This is a genomic window from Pseudomonas sp. PDM02 (assembly GCF_014852285.1).
GTDB lineage: Bacteria > Pseudomonadota > Gammaproteobacteria > Pseudomonadales > Pseudomonadaceae > Aquipseudomonas > Aquipseudomonas migulae.
Genome location: NZ_JACVBL010000003.1, coordinates 415995 through 434689 on the forward strand (window position 1 = coordinate 415995; position 18695 = coordinate 434689).

General features: G+C 57.4%; 11 protein-coding genes. 3 read left to right on the forward strand and 8 right to left on the reverse strand.

Features of this window, described 5'->3' with window-relative positions; translation table 11 throughout:
• Positions 1-207: 207 nt before the first annotated feature.
• From IB245_RS08190 to IB245_RS29035, 7 genes are all read right to left on the reverse strand, one after another.
• Positions 208-1683 carry an efflux transporter outer membrane subunit gene (locus IB245_RS08190; protein ID WP_008030212.1) on the reverse strand — a complete coding sequence of 492 codons (1476 nt, stop codon included), beginning with the start codon at positions 1681-1683 and terminating at the stop codon, positions 208-210.
• The gene (locus IB245_RS08195) at positions 1680-4787 is read right to left on the reverse strand and encodes an efflux RND transporter permease subunit (protein WP_192227267.1); all 3108 of its coding nucleotides are present in this window, start codon (positions 4785-4787) and stop codon (positions 1680-1682) included. Before IB245_RS08195 ends, IB245_RS08190 begins: the two co-directional genes overlap by 4 nt.
• Positions 4784-7888, reverse strand: a complete 3105-nt coding sequence (locus tag IB245_RS08200; RefSeq protein ID WP_008030209.1) for an MdtB/MuxB family multidrug efflux RND transporter permease subunit — start codon at positions 7886-7888, stop codon at positions 4784-4786. Before IB245_RS08200 ends, IB245_RS08195 begins: the two co-directional genes overlap by 4 nt.
• Positions 7885-9201, reverse strand: a complete 1317-nt coding sequence (locus IB245_RS08205; RefSeq protein ID WP_192227268.1) for an MdtA/MuxA family multidrug efflux RND transporter periplasmic adaptor subunit — start codon at positions 9199-9201, stop codon at positions 7885-7887. The genes IB245_RS08200 and IB245_RS08205 overlap by 4 nt, the downstream gene beginning before the upstream one ends.
• A 177-nt stretch (positions 9202-9378) precedes the next feature.
• A complete protein-coding gene (tpx, locus tag IB245_RS08210) occupies positions 9379-9879 on the reverse strand; it encodes a thiol peroxidase (protein WP_008030203.1) in 501 nt (166 codons plus the stop codon).
• Between the two features lie 211 nt (positions 9880-10090).
• Positions 10091-10918 (reverse strand): hypothetical protein, encoded by an 828-nt coding sequence (locus IB245_RS08215; protein ID WP_192227269.1) that lies wholly within the window; start codon positions 10916-10918, stop codon positions 10091-10093.
• 131 nt (positions 10919-11049) lie between these two features.
• On the reverse strand, positions 11050-14571 hold the full coding sequence (locus IB245_RS29035) for a hypothetical protein (RefSeq protein ID WP_225609825.1): 3522 nt from the start codon (positions 14569-14571) through the stop codon (positions 11050-11052).
• A 35-nt stretch (positions 14572-14606) separates the two neighbouring features.
• Here IB245_RS29035 and IB245_RS08225 point away from each other — a divergent pair, with 35 nt between their 5' ends.
• Positions 14607-15032, forward strand: a complete 426-nt coding sequence (locus IB245_RS08225) for a YciI family protein (protein ID WP_192227270.1) — start codon at positions 14607-14609, stop codon at positions 15030-15032.
• A gap of 99 nt (positions 15033-15131) precedes the next feature.
• Here the strand turns inward: IB245_RS08225 and IB245_RS08230 are convergent, their stop codons facing one another.
• The gene (locus IB245_RS08230; RefSeq protein WP_192227271.1) at positions 15132-16100 is read right to left on the reverse strand and encodes a hypothetical protein; all 969 of its coding nucleotides are present in this window, start codon (positions 16098-16100) and stop codon (positions 15132-15134) included.
• A gap of 344 nt (positions 16101-16444) precedes the next feature.
• On the opposite strand from IB245_RS08230, the gene IB245_RS08235 reads away from it, so the two are divergent.
• Positions 16445-17236 (forward strand): hypothetical protein, encoded by a 792-nt coding sequence (locus tag IB245_RS08235; protein WP_192227272.1) that lies wholly within the window; start codon positions 16445-16447, stop codon positions 17234-17236.
• Between the two features lie 11 nt (positions 17237-17247).
• Positions 17248-18687: a DUF1254 domain-containing protein gene (locus IB245_RS08240; protein ID WP_192227273.1), complete on the forward strand. Its 1440-nt coding sequence runs from the start codon at positions 17248-17250 to the stop codon at positions 18685-18687.
• Positions 18688-18695 lie beyond the last annotated feature (8 nt).

The following is an 18695-nucleotide window of genomic DNA, read 5'->3' on the forward strand; positions in this document are numbered from 1 at the left end:
CGCTTGTTTGATCACCCGCAATACCTCTGAAACGTTACTCCCGAGCCCCAACTCCCCCGCTCTCCTGTAGGAGCTGTCGAGTGAAACGAGGCGGCGATTCTTTCAGGCAATGAAGATCTGGAGCAAGATCAAAAATCGCCGCCTCGTTTCACTCGACAGCTCCTACAGGGATACGGGGGGATACGGGGGAATTCGGGAATACGGGGGTCAGTTGTTGAGTTCGAGCTGGCCGTCCCATCCGCCGCCCAGCGCCGCAATCAATTGCACGCTGGCGATCAGTCGGCTCTGCAACAAGTCCAGCATGTTGCGTTCATTGTTCAGCGCCGTGGCCTGCACCACGACCACATCCAGATAAGCAATCAACCCGGCCTTGTACTGGTTCTGGGTCAGGCGCAGGGACTCACGTGCCGCGTCCAGTGCCTGTTGACGCACGGCGGACTCGTCTTCCAGGACCTTGAGCTGCACCAGGTAGTTTTCCACCTCGCGGAAACCGTCGAGCACTGTCTGACGGTACTTGGCCACGGTTTCGTCATAGGCCGCTTCGCTGCGGTCGACTTCCGCCGAACGCTGACCGCCGTCGAACAGGGTCATTGCCAATTGCGGGCCGACCGACCAGAAGCGGTTCGGCACACTGATCCAGTTCGAAGAGGTGCTGCTGCTGTAACCACCGTTCAAACTCAACGTCAGGTCCGGGTAATAAGCGGCCTTGGCCACGCCGATGTTGGCGTTGGCCGCCATCACCGAGCGCTCGGCGGAGGCGATGTCCGGGCGACGTTCGAGCAATTGCGAAGGCAGGTTCAGCGGCACGTCGGGCAGCAACGGGATGTCCGTGGTTTCTGCGAGGCTGAACTCAGCGGGCGGCAGCCCGATCAGTACGGCGATAGCGTTCTCGAACTGGGCGCGCTGCCAGATCAGATCGACCAACTCGGCCTCGGTGCTCTTGAGCTGAGTGGTGGCCTGTGCCACCGCGTCCTTGCCGGAAACACCGGCGCGGTACTGGTTTTCGGTCATTTTAAGCGAGCGCTGATAGGCCTCGACCGTCGCTTGCAGCAGCCGCCTTTGCTCATCGATCACGCGCAATTGCAGGTAGTTCTGTACCAGCTCCGACTGCTGACTCAAACGCATCGCCGCCAGATCGGCAAAACTTGCCTCGGCGTTGGCAGTGTCGGCCTCAAGGCCCCGGCGCAGTTTGCCCCAGACGTCGGCCTCCCAACTGACCCCGGCCTGTGCCGTGTAGGTGTTGCGAATACCGCTGGAGGAACTGCTCAGGCTCGAACTGCTGCTGCCGGTGCCCTGACTGGAACGGTTTTTCCCGACGGTCAGGTCCACCGTCGGGAAGAAAGCGCCGCGGGCACTGCGCACCAGGGCCTGGGCTTGACGGTACTGGGCTTCGGACTGGGCGACGGTCTGGTTGGCGCTGTTGAGTTTGTCGATCAGGCCGTTGAGCTGTTGATCGCCATACAGCTCCCACCAGGCGCCGCGGGCCAGGGAATCGCTCGGGTTGGCCTGACGCCAACCGGCCGCCTCCTTGTACTGCACCGGCGCGGCGGCCGTCGGGCGCTGGTAATCCGGGCCGATGGCGCAGGCACTGAGCAGCGCCACGCACAGCGACAGGCTCAACAAACGCGAGCCTCGGGCCGTGATCAGCGGTGCAGACAGGTTGATAAGCGAACGGTCAGTCATAGCGGAGTTTCCAGAGCAGCATCAGTACGCACCCCACGCCATTTATTGAAACGATGGCGCAGTTTGTCGAGATAGAGGTAAACCACCGGGGTGGTGTAAAGGGTCAGCACCTGACTGAAGATCAGCCCGCCGATGATGGTCAGGCCCAGCGGCTGGCGCATTTCCGCACCTTCGGCACGGCTCAGCAGCAGCGGCAACGCTCCGAGGATCGCCGCCAGCGTGGTCATCAGGATCGGACGCAGACGTTGCAGGCACGCGCTGCGAATCGACTCCAGCGGTTCCAGGCCCTTTTGCCGCTCCAGTTGCAGCGCGAGGTCGATCATCAGAATGGCGTTCTTCTTCACCACCCCGATCAGCAAAAACAGGCCGAGCAACGAGATCAGGCTGAACTCGCCGCCCAATGCATAGATCGACAACAACGCGCCGACCCCGGCCGACGGCAAGGTCGAGAGAATGGTCAGCGGATGAATGTAGCTTTCATACAACACGCCCAGCACCAGATACACCGCCACCAGCGCGCCAAGAATCATCCAGGGCTGGCTCTTTTGCGTGGCGGCAAAGGCATCGGCTGTACCGGCCATTTTCACGATGACGTCTTCCGGCATACCGAGCTTGGCAATCGCCCGTTCGATGGCCGCACTGCCCTGCTCCACGGTCACGCCTTCGGCCATGTCGAAGGAAATGCTTTCGGAGGCGAACTGGCCTTCGTGGCTGACGCGGTCATCTTCCAGGCTGTTTTCGTAATGGGCGATGGTCGACAGCGGAATCCGCGCGCCGTCGGCGGTGATCACCTGGACCTGCTTGAGGGTGATCGGGTCCTGGGCGTACTTCGGATTGACCTCCATCACCACCTGATATTGGTTGAGGCTGTCGTAAATCGTCGAAATCTGCCGCTGACTGTAGGCGTTGTTCAACACGGCGGTGACCATGTCCATATCGACGCCCAGGCGCTTGGCCTGATCGCGATCGACGATCAAGGTCACTTGTTGCGCGCCGCGTCCTTCACGGGCGTCAATCGCGGTCAGTTCCGGCAACGCTTTGAGCGCGGTGACGACTTTCGGGTACCACTGGCGCAATTCGCCAAGGTCGGCGCTTTGCAGGATGTAGGAATACTGCGAACTGGTCTGTTCACGACCACCGCCAAACTGCAGGTCCTGATCCGCCATCAGCATCAACTGTGCGCCGGGAACCTTGGGCATTTCCTTGCGCAGGCGTTCGATGACTTTTTGCGCGGACACGCCCCGTTCCTTGATCGGCTTCAGACGCACCAGCATGAAGGCGTTGTTGGTGCCGTTAGTGCCACCGATGAAGCCGGCGACGCTTTCCACTGCCTCATCTTTCAACACGGCACGGCGGAAGATTTCCATTTTCGGCTGCATCACGCTGAACGACAGACCATCGTCGCCACGCACGAAACCGATCAGCTGACCGGTGTCTTGCTGAGGCAAAAATGTTTTAGGAACAACAACATACAGCGCAATATTAACGCCAACTGTCACGATCAAACTGAGCAACGTCAGACGGCGGTGACGCAGCACCCAGTCAAGGCTGGTGGCGTATTTGCCGACCATCCACTCATTGGCGCGCTGGCTCCAGCGCTGCAAACGGTTTTCCTGACCCGGCGTATGTGGCTTGAGCCAACGGGCGCACAGCATCGGTGTCAGCGTCAGCGAGACCACCAGCGACACCACGATGGACGCCGCCAGCGTGATGGAGAACTCACGGAACAGGCTTTCGATGATCCCGCCCATAAACAGGATCGAGAGGAACACCGCCACCAGCGACACGTTCATCGACAGCAGCGTAAAGCCGACTTCCTGTGCCCCGAGGTAAGCGGCCTTCATCGGCGGCACGCCTTCGTCGATGTGCCGGGAAATGTTCTCCAGCACCACGATGGCGTCGTCCACCACCAGCCCGGTGGCCAAAATCAATGCCATCAGCGACAGGTTGTTAAGCGAGAACCCGTAGAGGTACATCACCGCGAAGGTGCCGACCAGCGACACCGGCACCGCGAGGGTCGGAATCAGCGAAGCGCGGAAGTTACCGAGGAACAGGAACACCACCAGAATCACCAGCGCCACGGCAATCAGCAGGGTCATTTCCGCTTCGTGCAGGGTCGCCTTGATTACCGGCGAGCGGTCCATGGCCAGGTTCAGTTTGACGCTGGCTGGCAGCACGGCTTGCAGTGCCGGGAGCTGGGCCTTGATCTCGTTGACGGTCTCGATGATGTTGGCGCCGGCCTGGCGGTTGATCACCAGCAGCACTGCCGCGTCGTCGTTGAAGAAACCGCTGTTGTAGCGGTCTTCGACGCCGTCGCTGACCTTGGCCACATCCTTCAGGCGCAATGCTGCACCGCCGTTGTAGTGGATGATCAGCGACTCGTAGTCCTTGGCCTTTTCCAGTTGATCGTTGGCCTGAACCTGCCACAAGCGCTGGCCGTCCTCGACCGAGCCCTTGGGCCGGCGCACGTTGGCGTTGGCGATGGTGTTGCGCACATCGTCCAGCGCCACGCCGTACTGGTTGAGCGCCTGCGGTTCGAGTTCGATACGCACCGCCGGCAAAGAGCTGCCGCCGATCTGTACTTCGCCCACGCCTTGCACCTGGGACAGGCTCTGGGACAGGATCGTCGAGGCCAAATCGTAGAGTTGGCCCTTTTCCAAAACGTCCGAGGTCAGCGACAGCACCATGATTGGTGCCTGGGACGGGTTGACCTTCTTGTAGGTCGGCATGCTGCGCATCCCGCTCGGCAGCAGGTTGCGCGAGGCGTTGATCGCCGCTTGCACTTCCCGCGCTGCGCCGTTGATGTCGCGGTCGAGGTCGAATTGCAGAATGACCCGGGTCGAGCCCTGGCTGGATCGGCTGCTCATGGTGTTGACCCCGGCAATGGCGCCGAAGGAACGTTCGAGCGGCGTGGCCACGGTCGAGGCCATTACCTCCGGGCTCGCGCCGGGCAGACTGGCCTGGACCACGATCACCGGGAAGTCCATTTGCGGCAACGGCGACACAGGCAGCAAACCGAAGCTCACCCCGCCCAGCAGCATGATCGCCAGGCTCAGCAACATGGTGGCGACCGGGCGCTTGATGAAAGGTCCGGAGAGGTTCATGGCTGCTCGACCACTTCCACGGACTCGGACTTGCGGCCCCAACGACGACCGAGGCGGTCGAAGTACAGGTAGATAACAGGCGTGGTGAACAGCGTCAGCACCTGACTCACCAACAAGCCACCGACCATCACCAGACCCAACGGCTGACGCAACTCAGCGCCAGAACCGGTGGCGAGCATCAACGGCACCGCGCCGAACAACGCCGCGAGCGTGGTCATTAGAATCGGCCGGAACCGCAGCAGCGCGGCTTGATAGATCGCCGTTTCCGGGTCCATGCCCTGATTGCGCTCAGCATCGAGGGCGAAGTCGATCATCATGATCGCGTTCTTCTTCACGATACCGATCAGCAGGATGATGCCGATGATCGCGATCATCCCCAGGTCATTGCCACTCAACAGCAACGCCAGCAAGGCGCCGACCGCCGCCGAGGGCAAGGTCGAGAGGATGGTGATCGGGTGGATGTAGCTCTCGTAGAGCACGCCGAGCACGATGTACATGGTCACCACCGCCGCCAGAATCAGCAGCAAGGTGCTCGACAGCGAAGCCTGGAACGCCTCGGCCGCGCCCTGGAACTGGGTCTGCACGCCAATCGGCATGCCGATGTCCTTTTGCACTTGCTCGATGATTTGCACCGCATGCCCCAGCGCCACGCCAGGTGCGAGGTTGAAGGACATCATCACCGCCGGGAACTGGCCGATGTGGGTGATCGCCAGTTGCGCCTGGCGCTCTTCGATGTGCGCCAGGCTGGAGAGGCGCACTTGCCCGCCATCGGTGGTCTTGACGTGAATCTGGTTCAGCGCGTCCGGGCCGATTTTCTCGCCGGACTGCGACTGCAGGACCACGCGATACTGGCTGGCCTGGGTGTAAATGGTCGAAATCTGCCGTTGGCCGAAGGCGTCGTACAGCGCGTCGGTGATGTTCGACACCGATACGCCGACCCGCGACGCGGCATCGCGGTCGATCACCAGGTAAACCTGCAAGCCTTTGTCCTGAAGGTCACTGGCGACGTCGGTCAGTTCCGGCCGTTGGGCCAAAGCCTCGACCAATCGACTGCTCCACAGGCTGAGCAGCTCGGAATCCGGCGACGACATGCTGAACTGGTACTGCGTGCGGCTGACCCGGTCCTCGATGGTCAGGTCTTGTACCGGCTGCATGAACAGACGGATACCGACCAGTTTGTCGAGTTCCGGTTGCAGGCGGGCAATCACCTCGGTGGCGCTCAAGTCGCGATTGCTGTGTGATTTGAGGTTGATCAGCAGGCGGCCGCTGTTCAATGTCGAGTTATCGCCATCGACGCCGATGTAGGACGACAGGCTTTCGACGGCAGGATCCGCGAGGATCACTTTCGCCAGTTCCTGCTGCCGCTCGCTCATCGCCGCAAAGGAAATTGACTGCGGCGCTTCGGAAATCCCCTGAATCACCCCGGTGTCCTGCACCGGGAAGAAGCCCTTCGGCACCACCATGTAAAGGAACACCGTCAGCGCCAAAGTGCCGATGGCCACCAGCAACGTCAGCGGTTGATGCTTGAGAACCCACTTTAACTTGCGCCCGTAAGCCGCGATCATCCAATCGATTGCTTCGCCGCTGGCCCGGTAGAAACGGCCCTGCTCTTCTTCCTTGGGTTCGCGCTTGAGCAACCGCGCGCACATCATCGGTGTCAGGGTCAACGACACGACCAGGGAAATCAGGATCGCCACCGCCAGGGTGATGGCAAATTCGCGAAACAAGCGCCCTACCACGTCGGCCATGAACAGCAGCGGAATCAGTACCGCGATCAGCGACAGCGTCAGGGAAATCAGGGTAAAGCCAATCTGCTTGGCGCCCTTGAGTGCCGCGTTCAACGGGCTGTCGCCCTCTTCGATGAACCGGGAAATGTTCTCCAGCATGACGATCGCATCGTCGACCACGAAACCGGTGGCGATGGTCAGCGCCATCAGGGTCAGGTTGTTCACCGAGAAACCGGCGAGGTACATCACGCCGAAGGTGCCGATCAGCGACAGCGGCACGGCCACCGATGGAATGATCGTGGCGCTGGCCCGACGCAGGAACAGGAACGTAACCATCACCACCAGCGCGATGGCGATCAGCAGCTCGTGTTGCACGTCGGTGACCGATGCGCGGATGGTCTGGGTGCGGTCGGTCAGTACGGTGACCTCAAGACCGGCCGGCAGGTTGTCGGTGATGCTCGGCAGCAAGGCCTTGATCCGGTCGACCACCTCGATGACGTTGGCCCCCGGCTGACGCTGAATATTCAGCAATACCGCCTGATTTTCATTGGCCCATGCCGCCAGGCGCTCGTTCTCTGCGCCATCGACGATTTCCGCCACGTCCTTGAGCCGCAACGGCGCGCCGTTGGTGTAGGCCAGGATCAGGTTGGCGTAATCCTTGGGCGAGGTCAGTTGATCGTTTGCATCGAGCATCGAGACCCGGGTCGGGCCGTCGAAGTTGCCCTTGGGCTGGTTGACGTTGGAGGCACCGATCAAGGTGCGCACGTCCGACAGGTTCAGGCCGTTGGCCGCCAGGGCTTCAGGGTTGACCTTGATCCGCACCGCCTGACGCTGGCCGCCGGCAATGCTGACCATGCCGACGCCGCTGATCTGGGCGATTTTCTGCGCCATGCGCGTATCGACCAGGTCATTGAGCTTGGGCAACAACATGGTTTTGGAAGTGATCGCCAGGGTCAGCACCGGGGTGTCCGCCGGGTTGACCTTGTTGTACACCGGCGGCGCCGGCAGGTCCTTGGGCAGCAGATTGGTCGCGGCGTTAATCGCGGCTTGCACCTGCTGCTCGGCGACGTCCATGTTGATGTCGAGGCTGAACCGCAGGGTCAGCACCGAAGCGCCGCCGGAGCTGGTCGAAGCCATTTGGGTGAGACCCGGCATCTGCCCGAACTGACGTTCGAGCGGCGCGGTGACGGCGCTGGTCATGACGTCCGGGCTGGCGCCGGGATAGAGGGTCATCACGCGAATAGTCGGGTAATCGACCTGCGGTAACGCCGATACCGGCAACAGCCGATAGGCGATCACGCCGGCCAGAATAATGGCCAGCATGCTCAGGGTCGTGGCGACCGGGCGAAGGATGAACAGCCGCGAGATGTTCATGCGCCGCCCTTTTTCGCCTTGTCGGTGGTCGCCGGCTCAGTCGCGTCGGCCGCCGATTTACCTTGCAGGTGCCCGGTCGGGGTGGTCGGCACATCCTTGGTGTCGTTGACCACTTCCACTTCGCTGCCTTCCTTCAGGCGGTCGGTGCCTTCCAGGACGACACGATCGCCGGCGGCCAGGCCTTCGGTGATCACGGTGTTGTCACCGTCGCTGGCGCCGACTTTCAACTGGCGGATCGTGACTTTCTTGTCGCCATCCATCGCATAGACGAAGGTGCCATTGGTGCCGAATTGAATCGCTGCCGATGGCGCGAGTACCACGCCTTTGAGGGTGTCGGCCAACAGGTGGACGTTAACGAACTGATTGGGGAATAGCGCCTGATCACGGTTTTCGTAGCGCGCCTTGAATTTCAGGGTGCCGGTGGTGACGTCGATCTGGTTGTCGAGGCTCTGCAATACACCGGTGGCCTGTATTTGGGTGTCGCCACGGTTCCACGCTTCGGCGGGCAATTTGGCGCCGCTGCGATAGCGAGCCAGCACCACGTCGAGGCTGTTTTCCGGCAAGGTGAACGCCACGCTGATCGGTTGGGTCTGGGTGATGATCGCCAGCGCCGTGGTGTCGTTGGCCGCCACCAGGTTGCCGACGTCGAGCTGACGCAGCCCCACACGACCGGTGATCGGCGCGCGGATCTTGGTGAATTCGAGATTGAGTTTGGCGTCGTTGACCGCCGCCTGATTGGTCTTGACCGTGCCTTGGTACTGGCCGACCAGCGCTTCGGCGGTGTCCAGGGTTTGCTTGGCGATGCTGTCTTCGCGGTACAGGTTGCGATAACGCTCGACATCGACCTGCGCGTTTTTCAGTTGCGCCTGATTCTGCAGCAAGGTGCCTTCGGCTTGCAGCAAGGCGTTCTGGTAAGGGCGCGGATCGATTTCCGCCAGCAAGTCACCGGCCTTGACCATCTGCCCTTCTTCGAACGACACCTTGATCAGTTCGCCGCCCACCCGACTGCGCACATTAATGGTGTTCAGCGCCGTCACTGTGCCCAACGCCTTGTAATACAGCGGGAAGTCACCCTTGACCGCCGGCGCCACACGCACCGGAACCGGCCCGGTCGCCCCACCGAAACCCGGACGCATGCCACCCGAACGGCCTGTGTGCCCGGCCACGGCTTTTTGTCCGTTGCCTTCTTTTGGCGCAGCACTGCCAGGCCAGAACTTCCAGCACAGGCCAGCGATGACCAACAGGACAAGCAGGCCGAACAGCCAGCGACGAGGACTACGGGGAGCAGAGGATTGCATTGAATGATCAACCATTGGGCGCGTGGGCTTTTTCTACGGGAGGCTGAACGATAAGCACTGGCGGGGATTTAGCAAAGCGCCTTTACCGGCAATTTACCTTCGGCTTACGTAACAGGAGAATTATCTAAGACACTGAAGCACAAATGAAAACGGCCTGGACAGGGCCAGGCCGTTAACAATTGTAAAAGACGCTTATTTCAGAACGGCAAGTGCCGCTTCGTAGTTCGGTTCTTCAGCGATTTCCTTGACCAGCTCGCTGTGCAGCACGTTGTCGTTCTCGTCCAGTACCACAACGGCACGGGCGGTCAGGCCTTTTAGCGGGCCATCGGCAATCGCAACGCCGTAGTTCTCGATGAACTCGGCACCGCGCAGGGTCGACAGGTTCTGTACGTTTTCCAGGCCTTCGGCGCCGCAGAAACGGGCCTGGGCGAACGGCAGATCAGCAGAGATGCACAGCACCACAGTGTTGGCGACGTCATTGGCCTGGGCGTTGAACTTGCGCACCGACGTGGCGCAGGTCGGCGTGTCGACGCTTGGGAAGATGTTCAGCACTTTGCGCTTGCCGGCGAAGCTCGCCAGGGTCACGTCGGACAGATTGCCGGCAACCAGGGAAAAGGCTGGTGCCTTGGAACCGGCTTGTGGCAGTTGGCCGTTGACTTGAACCGGGTTGCCTTTGAGAGTGACTTGAGCCATGAACGGAGTCCTTCTGAACGTTGATGTGGAAAATTCGACGAGGCAGAAGTTAAGCATGAAATGGGGGTGGGGGCCTATGGGGAAATGAAATCTTGGATAGTTGTCACACAGCGAAGTGTGCTTGTCCGCTGACAATCAATATTATTGCTGGCAGGCATCGAGTGTTACGGGACAACTCACCCCCTGAGCCTCAGGGGGCAAGCCTAGCAATTTACACTTCAACTCTTTTTACGACCTCGATAGGAGGCTTAAGCACCATTCCCTCTTCAAAATGCAAGGTCACGTCAAGCCGTCCGAAATATGGATTATTCGGATTTTTATAACGCACTCTCAACCCCCTGACCCCGCCGGTCATCTTCATAGTCTTGCTTCCCGCTGACGACAAACCATCAATACTCGAGTCCCCAGATTCATTTTCGACTAACTCTTCATCCCCTATAAAATCAATAGTGTAAGGCGCATCTTTATCATATGAAATGCTTTTTATTTTGCTCGACCGAATAAACTCATAATCTTCATTATCTAAATTATACAATTCCAAGCTATAAAAAACGTTATAGTGCAACAACAAATCTTGCTTACCAACATCTTCGCCATTCAACTTATATGACGTAAAGTACGACAGATCGAAAGGCGCAAAAAAAACATTTAGTTCAGATGTCACGCCTGACGAAGCAAATGTGAAAATATGCTTATTAATGTGGACAGGAGCAGAAAGCGAAATTCTAATGCTAAAAGGCGAAGGCGGAAATCCATCCCAGACCCTATGATGCCTATCCGAAGATACAAACATGTACTGGTTATCTAACGGCGCTTTCATCGTCAATTCAAACCTAGTACTTCGAAAGTCATCAGGGATAACTATTTTTCCAGATTTATAGTTCGCAAGGTATCGATATTCTTCAGCGTCAAGACCTCTCACAATTTCAAATTTAGTACACGAATCAAAAAAGCTTGAAGTATTACTGCTTCTCACTCCGCCGGACTGATCATCATTTGATCCCGACTCATATTTGTTTTCAGGTGTTTCATTACTCACGGCTGCTTCCTCGCCTTAACTTACAAAGAATTAAGAAATTTAATTTGCCATTCACATCACAACCGCCTGTCAAACCACGTCAAAAAAATCTGATCTCGCTGAAAATGGCACCTTTCAGTACGTGCCAATCTTCAAGCCCCAACTAAAATATCAACAATCTCAATTGGAACAGTCAAAACCCCAACATTTTCAATCTCTACACCCATGTGAATTTTTTGATAATTGAAATCCCCGACAACCGTTGCCCGTATTTTTTTATTCGCCCCCACTGCTCCTGGTGGGCCAATCACCATAAATTCGGAAGAAGGGGGTTGCAACTCGACATTAAGTCCGTGCTCTGTAACGCCGTAAAACTTGCATTTCCAGTCCAAAAAAACGCTACCTTCAATTTTCGACCTAATAGAAAGTACGTAAATTTTATCGAGCTTAAGCAATAAGGAATGCGGACCGTGGTACACGCCGTCACACCAGATACCTAGACCGTTGGAAGGCAGCCCCCTGAAGTATCTAAATGTCCAGTGGTGTGTGACCTTACCACCGTAGTCCAGACACATCCGATGGCTCTTGAGCCACGCGGGATTATCCACGCCCTTGATTTCGACGACAGTCGTAGCCTTCACTTCAAACGGTTCAGGCAACTTCATTGAAGGATTTGGATCTCCCGCCCACTTAAATGCGACTGTTCTACCGATAAGCGGGCTGGAGGGCTTTACTTTCATCGTCAAAGTTGCGGTGTCTTTCGTGAGCGTCATGCCGTCAAGCAGATTAATCGGAGACGGCGCTCCACCCTGAGGGGTGATTTCGAGGGCATCCAACTCATTTGCTAAATAAATTGATAGAACAGTAACGGACTCCAAAACCAGCTTCGCCTCCTGCCCATAACCAACCTCGGCAATAAACGTACCGCTTCGGAAGTCTTTGCTGGTGCACGCCCATTCATGCGTGGTTGTAGGCTGGTCAAATCCGGGCCGACAAGTCAAACTACTGGCAGTCAGCGTGCCTCCCGTGAGCTTCATCACCAGGGGCTTACCGACAATGGGGCTGTTCGCCTTGGGCACCAATGAAAACGTTAACCACTGGGCGTTGCTGCGCAACAACACCACCCCTTGAGCCGGCACGGGCTGGCGGTCATACAAAACGTCGACTTCATCGCGCAGGTTGTCCGACAGCACGGTGCTGACCTTAAGGGTGATCAGCGTGACGCCGCTCGGACCGGCCACTGTAAAGTGAAAGGTGCCGCTCTTTGCCGCGGGTACCGTGATGCGCCAGCTATGAGGTTTGATCGCCTCACCCAATGCCGGTACACATTGGAAGTCCCCTTCGACCAAACCGGTGCCACTGCCCCATCGCAAGCTCATCAGCAGATTGGCCACTGGACTGCCCGCTTTCGGCTCCAGGGTCAACGTTCGCGGCTTGCCCCGGATAAACACCTTGCCTTCGGCCGGGATGACGGCGCCATCCAGCTTGACGGTCACGTCGTCCTCGAGGTTGCGCGACAACAACATGCAAACAGCCAGTTGCCCCAGCGTCACCCCTCCCGGGCCGACCAGTTTCAACTGGAACGTACCGCTCTTGGTAGCGGAACCGGTAATTTGCCAACTATTGAGTTTTGTGGGCAGGTCAAGCGCCGGGGTGCATGTCAGATCTGCTTTGACCAATCCCGTGCCCGCATGCCATTGCAAGCTTTTCGTCAAGTTGGCGAGCGGACTGCCCGCGTTCGGCACCAAGGTCAGGGCACTTGCAACGCCTCTGGTGAAAACCGTGCTGTCCGACAATTCCACACCGTCGACCAGGAACGCGCCCTCATCAGCAAAGTTTTTCGACAGCAATACACACTCTGGCAATTCAATGGGCGTACTCATGCCCTCGCCAACCAACTCGAACTGGAAGGTGCCGCTCTTGTCTGCGGGGCCAGTGATGTTCCAGCTGTGGTCTGCGGTATAGGTGTCGAGGGCGGGTTCGCAGGTAAACTCTTCGGCCCGCAGCCCTTCCCCTTTGATCCATCGCAACTTCAGAGGCAGGCGGCCCAGTGGACTGCCCGATTTGGCAACCACTGTCAGCGTTTGTGCCTCGCTCCTGAAAAAAACCTGCCCTTCTGCCGGGATTTCTACGCCGCCGATCCGCACATCGGCTTCGTCATTCAGATCAGTCGACAACAAGGCGTTGAGTGCCAGCGTGAGTGGCACGGCAATACCCTGGCATGTAAATATCAGCTGGAAAGTACCACTGTTGTTAGAGCCAATTACATTCCAGCGATGATCCAAAGTAGGAAGGCCAAATGCGGGCGCGGACCTCAAATCTGCTTGAACAAGACCGCTGGTGATCGCGCAAGTCAGCGTCACAGTGAGGCCGTCTATCACGGAACTGCCCTCTTTTGGCACCAACGTAAAAAAACGGGGCAGACCGCGGAAGAAAAAGTTGCCGTCCAACGTGACAGGCTTGCCGTCAATCCGGGCTTCCACTTCATCAGCGAGATCGCCTGCAAGCACTCGACAGTCGTGCTCCCAAGGCTGGGCCACTTCCTGGCTATAGATGACTAACTTGACTCGACCACTCTTCTGCTCGTTCGAGGTGAGGGTCCATTTGAACTCTCCGGACACTGGATCCGGTTGCTGCCATACATTGTCCGCAGGCACGGCAACAATGTTCAGCCCTTCGTCATTAATCAACGCCAGCCTGAGGGTTTTTGCGATTGCCGGCTCAACTTTCACGGTCACTTCATTCGCTTGCCCGCGACGCAGGAGAGCGTGTGAGCTCCATGCCACGGGTACACCGTTGACTTTAAACTCCGCTTGTTTCCAGGGACTATCGGCGTACACCTTGATTGGAAAACTGTGTTCGACCCAGGTGTCGTCATAGGGGTTGTACACCTTGGCCGTAATCGTCTGTTCGCCTTCCGCTGCGAAGGTGTGACTGAGTGTGCTCCAGCCCAGATCGTTGGTTTTTTTCGGTCCTGCGGGTTCGCCACCCACGAACCACTGAACCTCGATATCTTTGAGTACTTTTTGGGTGTAGGCAGACACTACCTGGACCTCGGCGGTGACTTCATCACCGATCAGGGGCGCACCGATCGGATTGCGCCTGCCCAGGAATTCACGCAGGTAATGCCCCAACTTCACCGGAATACTGTAGGGCTCGGCGGTAAACTCGGTCTGTATCCTGCAATCGAAGGCGAGCTCTTCGCCGTCGTTCGGGCAATTGACCTTCCACTCACATCCCTGCTCCGAAAACTTCTGGTAATCGCCAGACGCGGGGACGGTCTGGAACGGAAGGGTTTGCCCGGCAGCGGGATTTACGCTGACGCCGTGTCCGACCCACGGACTGCTGGCTTCGCCGACTGCGGTGAGCGTATGCCCGCGTTCGCCTGAAGCCCCGTAACAAAAATAAACGGGAGAAGTTTCGGTAGCTCCGATTTTAAGATTCGAGGTCATGACGCGTTTCCGATAGTTGGAAGTGGACAAAAAACTGGCCATTCGACTATCGATAAAAAAAGCAGCGGCGGGCACTGTCAGAAATGACAGTTGATAAGATCCATTCACAATAAATGTTCTAAAAATACCGTTATCTTGGAATAAGGGCTTGAGCCACGTTGTTCCGATGACGCGCGATACTTCGGGAAGCGCTGTCGATTTAAACGTCGGCCAATCGACCATGCTGTGAATCACTCACATCCATTGGAGACAACCCCATGCGATTCATGATCATTGTCAAAGCCAGCCCAGACTCCGAGGCTGGCGTCATGCCCAGCGAAGAACTGTTGACCGCGATGGGCAACTACAACGAGGAGCTGATCAAGGCCGGGATCATGCTGGCCGGAGAAGGCCTGCACCCCAGCAGTAAAGGCGCGCGCGTGCGTTTTTCCGGCGACAAGCGCACGGTAATTGACGGCCCGTTTATCGAAACCAAGGAATTGATCGCCGGCTACTGGCTGTGGCAAGTGAAGTCGAAAGAGGAAGCGATCGAATGGGTCAAGCGCTGCCCCAACCCGATGCCGGGTACCGAAGCTGAGATCGAGATCCGCCAGGTGTTCGAGGCGGAGGATTTTGGGGCCGAGTTCACACCGGAACTGCGGGAGCAGGAGGAGCGGCAACGAGAGCAGATGGACAAGCGCTGAGCCCCGCCATAGCGCCGCGATCACGTCCAGGTCCTGTGCCATTGAACGGACGTGATCGGGAGCTCGACGTTCACCCGTTTAACCTGATACTTATCAGGGTTAAACGATATTAATGGTTCTTGGAGAACTAGGTTTTCCGCGAACAAAGGTGTGGGCTGTAATCACACCGACCAATTCCCCCTGTTTAAACTGTATAGAGCTGGATGCATTTTCACCGGTGAATTCAAGTTTCAGACGACTACCGTCTGCCCTAAGCCATTCAACCTTAACCCCCTTCTTCAACTGAACACCTTTCATGGATCTAGTCGTCAGTGTTTTTGAACTGCCAACCGTCTGCAGAATAATGGTTGTCAGTATGACACCACCGTCTTGATAGCCCACGTCCACTGGCAGCTGAACAAATTCTTGCGGGCTACTCTCCAGACTCAATTTGATTGATAAGTTTCCATCCGTTTCGTCACCGCAATCCAGGCTCCAACGAGCAACGGGGTTAAGTGTTTGAGATCCTTCTGGCGGTTCGAACACTGGAACCAGTTTCGGCGGTGTCGCCGCATCCGAAGACAATTCAATGTTCTGGCCTATTAACGGGCTACCGCGAAGAGGTTCCACCTCAATTAAATTACTGCTACCCCTCACCGCATAAACAATATCTCCAGACTTGAGCTCTGAGCCATTAATCCGGATGACTAACTGTTCAATTGGCTTGGGCGACATGACCTGACATGAAATTTCCAATGGCATATTCAATTGCCGACTCATTAGAACGAGCACAAGAGCACCGCTCTTTCCAACTTCCGGACTGATCTTATAACTTAATTTTCCGTCGACCAGCTTGTGCCAGAGCTCCAATGCCGGCTCCACCAAGAGTTCAACACCCTCTTTATTATCAACGACCGCCAGATAAATTTCTTCAGCAACTTCCGGTGCAGCTTCTATTTCGAAAGTGCTGTCTTCTCCATAAAGCAGAGCGATTGTCTCGTTCGGCAATACCGGCTTGCCGTTGAAGAGAATCGTGGCCTCATCCCAGGAACGATCGAGAGCTGATTTTTTATTGGGCTGGTTCATCATGGTGTGTTCTCGATAATCGTCGGTGATTGAAAACTGGGCGTTTAACTATCAGCGAAAAACACGCCGCCGAAAACTGTCACAAATCACAGGTCGCAAAGACTGATCGGCAATATGCCGGCTACTTTTTATTCGAATACGGCATGCCATCCCACGTTTTGTTTGAAGCGCTTGATCATCATCAACAACCACTTCACGGGCAGAGAAGTGCACCCTTCGACTGGATTACCCGCCGACAACTGCTAACGTCATCAGACATGTCCTACAGGCTTGATAGGAAAGAAATTACTCAGTAACGGCCGCCAAGTGCCGAGTAGACCAATGAGCCACCAAGGAACCGGGGAATCATGTCGAACACTCCAGGAGCGAGCGCCCTTTTGTTGGCGGCTTCAATAACGTCCGCCGTGTGTGCCCAGGCGGACAACGCTGACACGGCCAACAAAAGTAACAACCCGTTGAACCTCGCACCGGGGATGAACCTGCAGGACTATTACACCCCGAAGTACTACGACTCGAATATCCACACCAACGATTTGCTGGTGCGCGGGACACTGCCGATTGCGCCCAACGACTTCATCGGCGTCCCGCAATTGCTGCGCGCCACCGCACCGATCAGCACCCGTCCCGATCCGCACGGTGGCTACAGCACCGGCGAAGGCGATCTGAACCTGTTCGATATCTTCCTGCTCAAGACCGAAGGCGTGCAGTTGGGCATTGGCCCGATGATCACCGCGCCCTACGCCGATCGGGACGAGCTCGGCACCGGCAAGTGGCAAGCGGGGCTGGCGGCCATTGCGATTGATTCATCGCCCCGTGGCTTGCTCGGTGCGTTGGTGCAATACCAGAGCTCTTTTGCCGGCGACAGCGACCGCCCGCATGTCGAATCGGCCACCCTGCAGCCGTTTGTCATTCACAACCTCGATAGAGGCTGGTACCTGCGCTCCACCGCCATCTGGACCTTTGATCTGAAGAACGACACCCATTACATCCCCCTCGGTCTGGGTGCCGGCAAGGTCTGGAAATCCGGGTCCAATATTCTCAATGCCTTTATCGAGCCGCAGTGGACCGTCGAGCGCAAGGGCGATGGCTTGCCGCAGTTCACGCTGTTCGCGGGGATCAACGTCACCTTCGGCAAATAAGGACCTTATTTATGCACGGTGCAATTCGCGCGGCCGGTTACAGCCTGATGAGCATGTTTGTCAGTTGCGGCGTTGGCGCTCAAGACATCAGCGTCAATCAAAAGACCGGATTCACCGCCAGCCCGGAAGAAGCGCGGGCCATCGCCAAGGAAGCTTATTTGTATGGCTACCCGGTGGTGGAAATGTACAAGACCCTCTACACCCAGGCGGTCGACAAGAAGAGCCCGAACTTCAAGGCACCGCTCAATCAGATCGGCAACACCGCACAGGCTTTCACCGCCAAGGACACGGCCTTCGTCACGCCCAACGCCGACACGCCCTACTCGTTTATCTGGATGGATCTGCGCGCCGAACCGGTGGTGCTGACCCTGCCGCCCATCGAAGAACACCGTTACTACTCGGTGCAACTGATCGACGCCTACACGCAGAATTTTGCGTATCTGGGCACCCGCAGCACGGGCAACGCCGGTGGGCATTTCATGATCGCCGGGCCGAACTGGCAAGGTCAGCAACCGGTTGAAATCGACCGTCTGCTGCGCAGTGAAACCAACATCGCCTACGCGCTGTATCGCACGCAGTTGTTCGACGAAAAAGACCTGGGCAAGGTCAAGAACATCCAGAAGGGCTACAAGATCGAGCCGCTGAGCCACTACGTTAAACAAAAGGCCCCGCCTGCCGCGCCGAAGGTCGACTGGCCCAAGCCCACGCCGACCATGAGCGAAACCCCGGAGCTGTTCGGCTACCTGAATTTCATGCTGTCGTTTGCCCCGCCCCAGGACGCGGAGAAAGACTTGCTCGCGCGTTTCGCCAAAATCGGCATCGAAGCCGGCAAACCGTTCAAACCCAACGAGCTGCCTGCCAGTCAGCGCAAAGCCCTGGAAGACGGCATCGCCGACGCCAAGGCCGAATTCGCACAGTTTAAAAAGGACAAGGTCGACAGCCATCAGGTCAGCAGCGGCGATTTGTTCGGCACCCGCGACCACCTCAACGGTAACTACCTGTACCGCTACGCCGGCGCCAACATGGGGATCTTCGGCAACTCTGCCGAAGAGGCGAATTACATCGGCTATTTCGTCGACAAGGACGGCCAGCCGGTCGACGCCTCGAAACACGATTACACGCTGCATTTCGACAAGGGCGCCCTGCCCCCGGCCGACGCGTTCTGGTCGCTGACGATGTACGACGGCAAGAACAAATTGCTGGTCGCCAACCCGTTGAATCGTTACCTGATCAACTCGCGAATGCTGCCGGATCTCAAGCTGGATGCCGACGGCGGCCTGACCCTTTACGTGCAGCACAAAGCCCCGGCCAAGGACCTTCAAAGTAATTGGCTGCCAGCGCCGAACGGGCCTTTCTACGGTGTCCTGCGCCTGTACCTGCCAAGACCGGAAGTCTCCAGCGGCGAGTGGAAAATGCCCTCGTTGACGCCAGTCATCCCACAAAATCAATAAGCGGAGCC